Below are 12,309 nucleotides of genomic sequence, written 5' to 3'. Positions count from 1 at the left end.
GAACAATAATTAAGACCTAATTTTCGTGCTAATATTAGCCCTATATTTAGAGCATATTTTTAGCGGAGAATGAATCATGCAACCAATATTTGCGACACAGACAGCCAGTATCTCAGAGCTGAAAAACAACCCTTCGGCACTGATTAAACAATCAGACGGTGAGTCTATTGCTATTTTAAACCACAATAAACCTGTCGCTTACTTAGTTTCCACAGACATGTATGAGCGCATGATGGAAGCGATGGACGATATGGCATTAAGCCAAACGGTTAGCGCCCGAATGAATGACGGGCAAATACCTATAAAGGTCACATTGGATGACTTATAATCTTGAGTTTCATCCCTTAGCATTAAAAGAATGGAAAAAGTTAGCGCCCAGTATTCAGCAGCAGTTTAAGAAAAAGTTACAGCAGCGCTTAGCAAGCCCTCGTGTTCCTGCGTCGAAACTTTCAGGACATACAGACGCCTATAAAATCAAACTACGCACCATAGGCTATCGTCTGGTTTATACCGTCAAAGATGACGTGGTGGTGGTTTACGTGCTAGCCGTAGGCAAAAGAGAAAACAATAAGGTATATGAAAGCCTTGTGTCGCGCCAACCATAATTGAAACACACAAAGAATAAAAATGACGGAGGTCATAGACGTGCAATATACCGCAATCATCAAAGACGGTGGTTTGTTTATCCCTAACGTATTTTCCGACCTAAACGATGGTGGCTCGCATATCGTGCAAGTAGAAGTCGATATCGAGGAAGTTCGTCAGCAATTGAATAGCAGCGCAATGCCAAAGATGGACGCGCCAAAACAAGCAAAAAAACCAGTAAAAAAGCCGCTAAAAAAAGAAACACATAAAGCCGCAGAGGTAGATTTAAGTACGCTGCGTAAGAGCGCTATCGATGAGCTGGAAGGATTGGATGATAGTGAGCTTAGCGAGATTTTTAAAGCGTATATGAATGATGGACAAGAACCGACCCAAATATCTTTAGAGAACTTATAACGCCCTTTTGAAAGTATTTCTCAGGCGGCATTTTAAAACTTTTGATTCACAACTGTATCACTTATAAAGGTGGAACTATGACTTACTCGATTTTTTCCCAAACGCCAAACAATGCGCTAAAAGAGCCGATGTTTTTTGGTCAGCCGGTCAACGTGGCGCGTTATGACCAACAAAAACACCCTATCTTTGAGCAGTTAATTGAAAAGCAGCTGTCGTTCTTTTGGCGTCCAGAAGAAGTCGATGTGTCGCGCGACCGTATCGACTATGGCAATCTGTCGTCGCATGAGCAGCATATCTTTATCAGTAATCTAAAATATCAGACCCTACTCGACTCTATCCAAGGTCGTAGCCCAAACGTGGTGCTATTACCACTGGTGTCTATTCCTGAGCTTGAAACGTGGATTGAGACGTGGACGTTTTCTGAGACCATTCACTCGCGCAGCTACACCCATATCATTCGTAATATCGTCAATGATCCGGGTATTGTCTTTGATGATATTATGCAAAATGAGCACATTTTAGAGCGTGCGGCTGACATCGCCAAGTATTACGATGACTTGTACTACAACTCACAGCTCTACAATATGTATGGCGCAGGCACTCATACCGTCAATGGCAAAGAAGTAACCGTCAGCTTAAAATCGCTGAAAAAACAGCTGTATTTATGCTTGATGGCGGTTAACGTCTTAGAAGCCATTCGCTTTTATGTGTCGTTTGCCTGCTCGTTCGCCTTTGCTGAGCGTAAGCTGATGGAAGGCAATGCCAAGATTATTAAATTAATCGCCCGTGATGAGGCGCTACATTTAACCGGTACACAGCATATCCTAAACTTGATGCGCAATGGCAGAGATGACCCAGAGATGGTTGATATTGCCTATGAGTGCTATCAAGAAAGCATCGATATCTTTACCAAAGCGGCGCAGCAAGAAAAAGAATGGGCGGGTTATCTGTTTAAAGACGGCTCAATGATCGGCTTAAATAAAGATATCCTTTGCCAATATATCGAATATATCACCAATTTACGTATGGAAGCGGTTGGCTTGCCAGTGGCATTCCCGAACTCTAAATCAAACCCGATTCCATGGATTAATACGTGGTTGTCTTCTGACAATGTCCAAGTGGCGCCGCAAGAAACTGAAATCAGCTCGTACTTGGTCGGTCAAATTGACTCAGATTTATCAGACAGCGATTTTGATGATTTTGAACTTTAAAAGCGTTGATGTTTAATAGCTTTGATGTTTAAGAGCTTTGAGCTTAAATAGAGTTAAAAGTTAATCACGTGATTGTAATGGCTTAACCTTACTATTTTAAGGTTAGGCCAATGTTATTTTAGGAAGATTTTATCATTTAAAAGAACCATCCAATTGACTGTCAATACGATGGGAAAATTAAGAGAAGGTTGAATTATGACTTGGGTAATGACGAGTAAGAAGCAATTCTACTTGCATGATGACGAAAGTCTGCTCGATGGATTGCTACGCACCGGACATGATATCAATTATCAATGTAAGGAAGGTTATTGTGGCAGTTGCCGCATCAAGCGCATCGCCAGCTCACACGTTATTGATTATCCGTTTGAGCCACTTGCCATGATTGAGAAAGATGAGATCCTGCCCTGCTGCTGTCGCGTGCAAGGGGTGATTTATATCAATGATGAGTCTTTTGCAAAATAGCAGCCGTTGTTAATAAAGACTGTCATCAATAAAAGCCATTGTTTAAAGAAAGCTATTATTTAAAGAAAGTCATTATTTAAAAATCCCGATAAAAAAAGCGCGTTATCTTACAGATAACGCACTTTTTTATTATTTATAACACTCTAAAACCGTTTTGATTAAACTTTACGTTATAGAGCATGGCGTTATAAAGCATAGCACTATAAAGGTGCGCCATCTCTTTCAAATAGCTGTAATAACTCTTCACGCATACGGTCACGCTCAGCTTCTGACATCATAGGTACCTCTGCTCTATCACCTTGTAGACTTGGATCTTCCATACCGCCAAGCGTTTCGTCATGAATCACCACAGGGCTCGCCATTGGCTCTTGCGCCGGACGTTCCTCTAGTAATATCTTCACTTGGGCATTTTTACCGCGGCGTAAGATTTGCGCGTTGAGCGTGGTATTCGGTGCTTTACGAGCAACATACTGAATCAAAGTATTGGCATCCGTCATCTCAACGCCGTCAATCGTCAGGACGATATCACCAACGCGTAGACCACTTTTAGCAGCAGGGCTCTTAGGAACGACGTTTAGCACTTCTACCCCAGTCGAGGTTTCGAGCTGGGTTGGGTCGCGTAATTGTGACTGTATCTCAATCCCTAACCAACCACGGCTGACTTTACCGTCTTTAATCAGCGCATTCATCACTTGCTCAACGATAGCCGTAGGAATGGCAAAACCGATACCCATCGAGCCACCAGAACGCGAGAAAATCACCGTATTGATGCCGACCAATTCACCGTGCGCATCAACCAAAGCGCCACCTGAATTACCAGGGTTAATAGCAGCATCGGTTTGGATAAAGTCTTCAAACTTGTTGACCCCAAGCCCCGTACGGCCTGTCGCTGATATAATCCCTTGGGTTACGGTTTGACCAACGCCAAACGGATTACCAATCGCTAGCGCTAAGTCGCCCACGCGAATAGGATCTTCACGGAAGCCAAGTGGCGTCAGACCCGTCATATCGACTTTAATCACCGCCAAGTCACTGTCAGGATCAGTACCGATGATTTGCGCGCGGCTCTTACGCCCGTCGTTAAAGGCAACGGTAATCTCATCGGCTTTTTCGATGACATGAGCGTTGGTGACGATATAGCCATCTTCTGACACAATTACGCCAGAGCCTAAGTTGGTATTGCCCTGCTCTTGTGATGGGCCACCATGAAACTCAAAGAAGCGGCGCAACACCGGATCATTCATATAAGGATGCTCGGCCATCGTTTGGGTGGTATAAATATTCACCACCGACTGCGAGGCACGGGCAACCGCATTATGATAAGAAGAAATAGGCGCTGGCGTATCTGCTACAGGCGCTGAAGCTTGCTGCTCAGCAGGCGTGGTTCTAGGTGGCTCCCAAGCCTGCTCTGATGCCGCCTTCATACTCGCAAACAACCAGATAAATGCTACAGTGACTACAAGTAACAAAATCCAAGGTAACCATTTTACCAGACCAGCCTTGTCATTGGCGTTCCGAGATGACGACATATAAAAACCTCTATATTATTTTAGAAACAGTATTTGTAACGATGTTTTTGTAAAAGTAACAATAGCTTTGTAGCAATAGCTTTATAAAAATAGCTTTCACAAAACTGTAAATAACGAATAAGCCAAAAAACTTCTGAGCAGTCCGCTGTGATTGGGCGCAAAACCAGATAGGATACGCGCTATGAATCATATAGGCTCAGGTATGCAAATTATAACTGGCAACACGGGCAAATAGTAACGCATCGTGTACCGTTTCAGTTATTCGCCTTGTCTACTCTTTTACAGCGCCATGCTAAAATGGTGATGATAGAAACCCAGATTATTTATAACATACATAATTTATAAATTGGTATTTTGATTATTTACTATAAACACTTAAACCATTTAAGCAGCAAAAATCGAAGATGTTATAAAACCAATGATAAAACGAATATAGTGCAGAATTGCAACAATTATAAGGAAAGACCATGACCGCGCACAATACCTTAAACCCATCCGCGAGCGAATCTTCAACCCAGATATCAGATACGGTGATTAGCGCGCAAGCCTTAACAGAATTTTGTGACGAATACTTATCAGCGCCAGCCTTTAAAGACTATGCTCCCAATGGTTTACAGGTAGATGGCGGCCGACCTATCCAGCGCATCGTTACTGGTGTCACTGCTTGTGAGGCGTTAATTGACGCCGCGATTGCTGATAATGCAGATGCCATTTTGGTGCATCACGGTTATTTTTGGAAAGGCGAGCCTGCGCCCATCACCGGTATGAAAGGTCAGCGTATCCGTAAACTGATGCAACATGGCATCTCTTTGATTGGCTATCATCTGCCGCTTGACGCCCATCCTCGCATTGGTAATAACGCCAAGCTGGCTGAGCTACTTGATATGAGCATCATTGGCGCGCTTTATCCTACCGAATCACATCCGGTTGGTAATATTGCCACTTGCACCCCGCAAAGTGCTCAGAGTCTAATCACCCAGATTACCGAAGCGCTAGGACGCCTGCCCTTACATATCTCTACTCATTATCAAACTTCAGATACCAATCAATCTGATGGGCAAAATGACAGGCTTATCGAACGGGTGGGTATTTGCACCGGCGGCGCGCAAGATATGATTGAACAAGCGGCACTGATGGGCTGCGATGCGTTTATCTCAGGTGAGATATCAGAGCGCACCACACATATCGCTCGTGAACTTGGTATTGATTATTTTGCTTGCGGCCATCATGCAACAGAGCGTGGCGGCATTCAAGCATTGGGAGAACTGATTGCTGAGCAATTTGGCTTACCGGTGACTTTCATAGATATCGATAATCCAGCCTAATCATTCAGCCAATTTATCGTATTTATGATAATTTTCGTGGCTTTAACGATGTTTCAGCGCTGTTTAAATGCTCATTTTTCACATTTTAAGCGCCATGCAGGCGCTTTATTCCCTATCGCAATCGCTTTTTATGACGTTTATTGTCAGCAGATTAGTGAAAACGAGGTCTTTTTTTACCGTTTATAGCGCTATTGTTAAGTTTTATCGCTAATTTATTAACCCTACTTGAATAATATGATGAATATCCGCATATTAGTACCTGAAGAAAGAACGTCTTGTCATGAGACTTCCCATTTTTATAGCTTCCGGTTATGGTGCTAAAACAGTGTTTATCGTCTAAATGCCTATTTTTAACTCGTTAGGTTTTTGGCAGTGAGCAGTCAAATACTATTTTTGTATGGTTAATTTTTAATTAGTTTTTTTAATTAATTAGTTTTTTTAATTAATTAGTTTTTTTTAATTAATTAGTTTTCTAATTAAATAGCTTTCTAATTAAATAGCTTTCTAATTAAATAGCTTTCTAATTAGATAGTCTGCCCTGTTTTTAGCGTCGCGATACTGCTTAAGCAAAGTTTATCTGCTACTTATTGTTAATGAGTGGTTAGATAGAATGTTTGCTTGTTTTTATCGCTGGACAGTCCATATTATTGACCATTTACTCTACTACAAACTATTTAAAGAGTAGCTGGTTAGTAATATGAGCGTTGCAACGATTAAGTGCAGCTGTACCGCACTTATCCGACGCTTTTGTCTCAATAACTTATTCATGACCTTACCTATGTTTACGATAGTTGAATAACGGGTCTTTTATTCAGTAGCAACCCTAACATCGATGAAGGAATCATCCGATTTATACCCTTCGCGGTGTTGTGCGTCTTTTTTTTAGAATAATGCTTAAAATGATTTCTATTTTAAAAAAAGTTTAAAAAAGACGACATTGGGTATTGGCTAGCTGATTAAGAGACTTGAGTGCTAACGCTTATATAATGCATGTTAGCCCCACTATATGTAAACAAGATGACATTGCGCTTATTTTATTGATAAGAGCGATATTATCTAAAATGCGACGCCAGTTTATGCCACTTATATAGCAATACGCTTTTGATAAGCATATATAAGCAGCATGAATTGACGAGGCGTTTTAATGGTATGCAGGATGGCTAAAATTAGGAGACATCCATGCAGCGTATTACTTATCGTGTGAAAGTATCTGCGCAAGGGGCCAAACGCCGTATCTCATACTTACTGCGTCCATCTAAGCGCCTACTGCACACCAAAAGTAACATCGTTCCAGTCGTTGCACCTATTAAAGTAGCTCGTTTTGCCAAAACTAATTTCTCTAAAACTAAGAAGTTGGCACAAGTATCTAGTATCGCCATGCTCTCTCTACCTGCTGAGAGTCTGATGACGATGGGCGCACCCATACCAACTTATGACCATGTCATGCTGGAGAACACCCTGACCATTGCTGCCGTGCCAGGTGATAGCACCTACTTTGCGACTGATGGCTTCCAGCACGGTTTTGGCTACGACTTGGTGCGTAGCTATGCTGACGAGCTTGGGGTAAAGATCGATTTAAAAGCTTATGCCAGTGAAGAAGCGGCATTAAGAGCGTTAAAATCAGGCGATGCCGATATGGCATTGACCACTGCCAGTACCCAACTAAAAAGCCAATTAAGCTTATCTTCAGTCAATGTCAGCTGCGGCTATGACGCCAGCTTGACCAAAAATGGTCTACATCCTAAAGTCAGCTGGACGTTTAACTCAGCCAATGACCCGTTATCACAAAAAGCCAGCTATTTTTTATGTGATAGCATGAAGCTTGAGCATACTCAGAAACTGGCCGCGTTTTATAATCAAAACTTATTAAAAGACGCTTATAGCCAAGACCATTTTAAGAAAACCTTGACCGAGAAACTGCCCGACTATCAATCGTCGTTTCAAGAGCAGGCGCGCAATTACAACCATGATTGGGAGCTGCTCGTCGCCATGGGTTATCAAGAGTCGCATCTAAATGCCAATGCTGTGTCTCCAACAGGCGTACGCGGTATTATGATGCTGACCAATAATACCGCCAAAGCGATGGGCGTCTCTGACCGCGTTGACCCTTATCAAAGTATCGGCGGCGGCGCGCGTTATTTGGAACAAGTCAAAGAGGACTTCGCCGATGTACCAAAGACCGACCGCATCTGGTTTGCGCTAGCAGGTTACAACATGGGTCCTAATGCGGTAAAAAGTATCCAGCGTAAATTAAGGGCGCAAGGAATCGATGATAAAAGCTGGGCAAATATATATGCCTACTTATCTGAGAACAGAGCCTCAAATAGCCGTTATGGTCAAGCGATGCATTATGTGAGTAATATTAGAAGTTATCTTGAGACCATTAAAACTCAAACGGTTTAATAGCTTTTCTTTTTAAAAGACTGCTAGTAAAAGCTATTAAATGAAATACGTATAGAACCTTGTTAATAAAAAACTTTGTCAATAAAAAAGCTGCTCTTATAAAAGAGCAGCTTTTTTTAATGCTTAAAATTTATTAAATACGGCTACATTTTGCATTAGCGATTCGGTACGGTTAAACGTTGACCGCGTTGTAGCATAGTATCTACAGCGATATTGTTCATATCCGCAAGCTCTTTGGTTGAGACGCCATATTTACGTGCCAATCCAATCAAGCTATCGCCTGAGCCAACGGTATAGCTTACCGTCGCTTTTGGTACTTTGATCGTTTGACCACGTTGTAACTGGGCATTGGTCGCCAAATCGTTTGTCGCTGCTAGGTCCTCTACTGAGATGCCAAACTGACGCGCTAAGGCAATAAGACCATCGCCCGATTTAACTTTGTAGCTCTCAGTATTACCAAGTTTTTTGCCGCTACTGCTTGCGGTTTCTGCACCGGCGCTGCTGGTGCTCTTGTTACTGGTGCTACTAGTATTACTGTTAGCTGTACTAGGAGCGCTTACTGTGCCATTGGCAGGAATGGTAATCGTACGACCAAGGATTAGATTAGAATTGGTTTTCAAATTATTGGCGGCTGCCAAATCACCCAAGCCGATATTGTAACGCTGCGCGACGCCCGTCAAGGTATCGCCGGATTTGACTTTATAACTGACGGCTTTGTCATTGAGCTGACGATCTACCAAATCTTTAGTGACCGGTACTTTAATCGTTTGACCACGTTGCAAGCGAGCTTTAGCATCAAAGTTGCTATTCACGGCTGCCAGTTCTTCAGGACTAATGCCGACGCTATTTGCAATACCAATTAAAGTATCACCTGATTTGACTTTATAATTGGTCGTTGCCACTGAGCTTGACGTGCTTGCAGTCGTATTGCTGCTTGTGCTATTCGACGTGTTGTTAGACGTAGCAGCCGCAGGCGTAAAGTCTACATTGGCTGGTACTTTTAAGGTCTGACCAACGTATAGTGAATCGGTCGTGCCCATATTATTTAACGTCGCCAAGGTGGTAGTCGGCACATTGAACTGGCGTGATAAAGCAATCAGACCATCACCAGGTTTGACTTTATAATTCTTGGTTGCCGTGCTCGACTTACTAGGTTTGGTCGATGGTGCAGCAGGCGTGGTTGCAGGCGCGGTCACTTTACCAGGAACCAGCCATAGTTTTTGACCGCGTAGCAAGTCCGCTCTACTGCTCAAATTATTATAAGTAGCCAGCTGAGTCACCGATAAACCAAAGCGATTGGCCGTACCGATAAGCGTATCACCGCCTTGTACCACATAGCTTTCAGGCTGGCTTGCCGCTGTAGTACTGGCATTGCTCAATGGCTCGATAGATTTGGCGTTATATAAGTATAACGTGCTGCCCGCTAGCAGATTGGCGCTGGCATCTATTTGGTTCCATTCAGCGATATCACGCCAGCTGACGCCCGCACGACTGGCGATATTTGCCAAGGTATCGCCACGTTTTACCGTATAAGTGCTACGCGTGCCTTGTGGTTTTGGCTTACTAACCGAGGTTTTTGGGAAACTTAATTTCTTTTCTTGACCACTGGCCTCTAACACTGACTGCTGCGTTTGTACCGCTGATAAATTGATATTACCATCGGCATTAATGACTTTGGTTTCAGGCGTACTGATGCGAATCTGACTGGCAATGAAATCGCGCTCTTCTTTGCTTAGTGGTGGCTCTTGAATAATAGTATTGTTTTGCGTGATTTGTGCCGATGTGGTCGGTAAGCTATTGCTGCTTTTTAGCTCAGCGTTAATCTTTTTGGTTTCTGCAGAAGTCAGCGGTGGCTCAGTACGGAATGAGGTATTGCTGCTATAAACAGAGCTGCTCGTCGGTGAAACCGTCGGCGGAATATAACTGGTGGTTTGCTGCGGTACACTGGCGCTCGCCGCGTAATCAGCAAGGGCGCTACCGGTAGAAGGTAATGATCCACCGCTAGTATAAGGCTTATTGTTATAGCTCGGCGTGGTAGAAGTAGAGCCTGAATAGCTTGGCGTGCTACTGCTGCTGGTGTTACTAGAAGCAATCACATTACTACTGCCGTTCCCTCTCAACGCGCTCAGCTTCGCATCTGTCGTCAAGCTGACATCATTAGGAATAATGATACGCTGTGGACCTGATGAATCAATACGAGCTGAAGTCAGCGCGGTATTTAGTCTTTCTAGCTCGTCATAACTGACACCGGTCACCTGTGCGACTTCGGCTAAACTGACGCCATAATTTACTGGTACGCTACGGAAATGCTGACGGTTAGCAATAGCAGGCAGATAAACACCATATTGCTCAGGCTTGGCGACGATTTCAGCAACTGCCAAAAAGCGCGGTACATAGTTCATGGTCTCAGTAGGCAGTCTTAGCGACCAGTAATCGGTCGGCAAGCCGCGTGCAGCATTGGCATCGATGGCTTTTTGCACACGACCAGGACCGGCGTTATAAGCGGCTAGTGCCAGCTCCCAGCTACCAAATTGATTATGCAGTGCGGTCAAAAAGTCATAAGCGGCACGTGTTGATTCAATCACGTCACGGCGACCATCATAAGTGCTACTTTGATTTAGACCATAGATACGCCCCGTACTCGGGATAAACTGCCATAGACCTGCCGCTGCCGCACTACTGGTACCACTTGGATCGTAGGAGCTCTCAATGACAGGCAATAACGCAAGTTCGGTTGGAATATTACGACGCTCGGCTTCTCGAACGGTATGGTAAAGGTAGCGACTGGCACGCGCGGTCAAGCGATTTAGATAGTCTTGACGACTGGTAAACCAACCTTTTTGCGCTTCAATACGTTGATTATAAACAGGCTGTCCGCCATTCATACGGTAGCCTGCCCGCAAGCGATTCCATAAATCACCATATTGTTGAATCGCAAGTTTATTGCCTTCCACCATAGTCATGTCGGTGGCTTCTAATAAATCAGCCAGCTCATCTAAGCTTTCAGCATCCAAGAACGCCGTTGAATAATCAGCGCCCGTACTTGGCTTAGTAACTTGAGCGACAGGACGCTTAGTAACCACAGCTGAGCTGCCGGTCGCACCCGTCTTTTTCACCGCCGACGTATTACTACAAGCGCTGATAAGTAAAGTCGACACCGCAAGCGTCAGTGGTAAAGCGATAAATGAGCGAGATTTTGATGACACAGTAGACATGATAGTGGAAGTTTCCTAACAACAATAAGTGATAAAATAAAGTTAATCGACAGTATAGTACGCAATATCAAACAAAGACCAGCCTATTATGAAAGATAATGAGTAGAATTTAATCCACTCTATCTTTCAATGGCTGAATAGCGACATTATTTATACGACCTATTAACTAACTCTGCTAGCGATGGCTCATTGATGACTAATGACATTACTTACTAATAAAGTAGCAATGATTAATTAATCGCCACTTGTGACACAGCGCGTAAAAGCACCGCATTACCAGTCGATAAAGTAAGCGTTACTCTTGATGTCGTGACAAATGAGACCTTTTGCCCATCTTTTACCCAGCTTTCATTGGTAGTGACATTGGCTTTTGCTTGCTCACCGGTAATGACAATATTATCCACATTGATATCGTAGCGATAATTTGAGGTATTACTCCAACTGTTCTGCAGTAATTTTAGATAAGCATCTTTGTCGAGACTGGTAGACTTGCCTTTTCTTGACATAGAAATCAGCGCATCGTCAGATACGAGGCGCGCGACCTGATTAAGACTTTGGCTATTGGCTGCTGACTTCATGGCCGTCGCATAGTTTTGTACCAAAGCTTCGGTCATGGTTGCCGCTTGCGCGCTGATAGTCATGGTGCTGGCAGCCGCCACTATCGCAGTCACGCTAGCGCTTTTCATCAATAGAGCCAACAGCCCTTTTCCCCATAATCTTTTCATGATATTCCTTAGTGATACTATTGTCGTCTATATCGTCATGGTCAGGTGTGATTTTCATCATGCCCTCATACAATGACGCTTAACGGTGATGTATCATTTAATTATAAAGTGCTGCTCTCGTAGATAAATATTTATCATATAAACAGTTATCATATAAATTGAAACAAGTCGTGCTTTTATCCGTTAAGTATTTTACATCTAGCTAAATCAAAGCTGTTTAGCAGCCTTCTGTTATGATAATTTCAGCCTATCACTAAATTCTCACAGCCATGTGACACCCTGTGTAATTATTGCGAATATCATCAAAATTGACAGCCTAGAGTGAAAAATGACCGCTTAGCTTAAATGCTATGACTAAGTAGCATTACTAAATGTCATGCAATATCAAATACATTGCTCAAATACATCAATATTGATAAGAACTGCCTAAATATCCATAA

The 12,309-nt window shown here is 43.2% G+C and carries 10 protein-coding genes; 7 read left to right on the top strand and 3 right to left on the bottom strand.

Features of this window, described 5'->3' with window-relative positions:
* Positions 1 to 76 precede the first annotated feature (76 nt).
* The 5 genes from QJS82_RS04055 (at position 77) to yfaE (ending at position 2,672) form a co-directional block, all read left to right on the top strand.
* Entirely contained in the window at positions 77 to 328 is a 252-nt protein-coding gene (locus QJS82_RS04055; protein ID WP_281491305.1) for a type II toxin-antitoxin system Phd/YefM family antitoxin, read from the top strand.
* On the top strand, positions 318 to 605 hold the full coding sequence (locus QJS82_RS04050) for a type II toxin-antitoxin system RelE family toxin (protein ID WP_281491304.1): 288 nt from the start codon (positions 318 to 320) through the stop codon (positions 603 to 605). The genes QJS82_RS04055 and QJS82_RS04050 overlap by 11 nt, the downstream gene beginning before the upstream one ends.
* Positions 606 to 627: 22 nt before the next feature.
* The gene (locus QJS82_RS04045) at positions 628 to 999 is read left to right on the top strand and encodes a hypothetical protein (RefSeq protein ID WP_281491303.1); all 372 of its coding nucleotides are present in this window, start codon (positions 628 to 630) and stop codon (positions 997 to 999) included.
* Between the two features lie 77 nt (positions 1,000 to 1,076).
* Positions 1,077 to 2,210 (top strand): class Ia ribonucleoside-diphosphate reductase subunit beta, encoded by a 1,134-nt coding sequence (gene nrdB / locus QJS82_RS04040; protein ID WP_281491302.1) that lies wholly within the window; start codon positions 1,077 to 1,079, stop codon positions 2,208 to 2,210.
* Positions 2,211 to 2,405: 195 nt separating this feature from the next.
* A complete protein-coding gene (yfaE, locus tag QJS82_RS04035; RefSeq protein ID WP_183617826.1) occupies positions 2,406 to 2,672 on the top strand; it encodes a class I ribonucleotide reductase maintenance protein YfaE in 267 nt (88 codons plus the stop codon).
* 200 nt (positions 2,673 to 2,872) lie between these two features.
* On the opposite strand, the gene QJS82_RS04030 is transcribed toward yfaE, so the two are convergent.
* Positions 2,873 to 4,201 (bottom strand): S1C family serine protease, encoded by a 1,329-nt coding sequence (locus QJS82_RS04030; RefSeq protein WP_201624331.1) that lies wholly within the window; start codon positions 4,199 to 4,201, stop codon positions 2,873 to 2,875.
* 467 nt (positions 4,202 to 4,668) lie between these two features.
* On the opposite strand from QJS82_RS04030, the gene QJS82_RS04025 reads away from it, so the two are divergent.
* Positions 4,669 to 5,526: a Nif3-like dinuclear metal center hexameric protein gene (locus QJS82_RS04025; protein WP_281491301.1), complete on the top strand. Its 858-nt coding sequence runs from the start codon at positions 4,669 to 4,671 to the stop codon at positions 5,524 to 5,526.
* A gap of 1,179 nt (positions 5,527 to 6,705) precedes the next feature.
* Positions 6,706 to 7,929, top strand: a complete 1,224-nt coding sequence (locus QJS82_RS04020) for a transglycosylase SLT domain-containing protein (RefSeq protein WP_281491300.1) — start codon at positions 6,706 to 6,708, stop codon at positions 7,927 to 7,929.
* Positions 7,930 to 8,084: 155 nt separating this feature from the next.
* Here the strand turns inward: QJS82_RS04020 and QJS82_RS04015 are convergent, their stop codons facing one another.
* Together QJS82_RS04015 and QJS82_RS04010 are read right to left on the bottom strand one after the other, a co-directional pair.
* Positions 8,085 to 11,144 (bottom strand): LysM peptidoglycan-binding domain-containing protein, encoded by a 3,060-nt coding sequence (locus QJS82_RS04015; protein ID WP_281491299.1) that lies wholly within the window; start codon positions 11,142 to 11,144, stop codon positions 8,085 to 8,087.
* 230 nt (positions 11,145 to 11,374) lie between these two features.
* Positions 11,375 to 11,869, bottom strand: coding sequence for a nuclear transport factor 2 family protein (locus QJS82_RS04010; RefSeq protein ID WP_201565352.1), 495 nt, complete (start codon positions 11,867 to 11,869; stop codon positions 11,375 to 11,377).
* Positions 11,870 to 12,309 lie beyond the last annotated feature (440 nt).

Origin of the sequence: Psychrobacter maritimus (genome assembly GCF_029953575.1) — a bacterium.
In the GTDB taxonomy this organism is placed as follows: Bacteria; Pseudomonadota; Gammaproteobacteria; order Pseudomonadales; family Moraxellaceae; genus Psychrobacter; species Psychrobacter maritimus.
The sequence above is the reverse complement of the archived record's forward strand: the minus strand, read 5'-3'. Positions and strand labels throughout refer to the sequence as shown.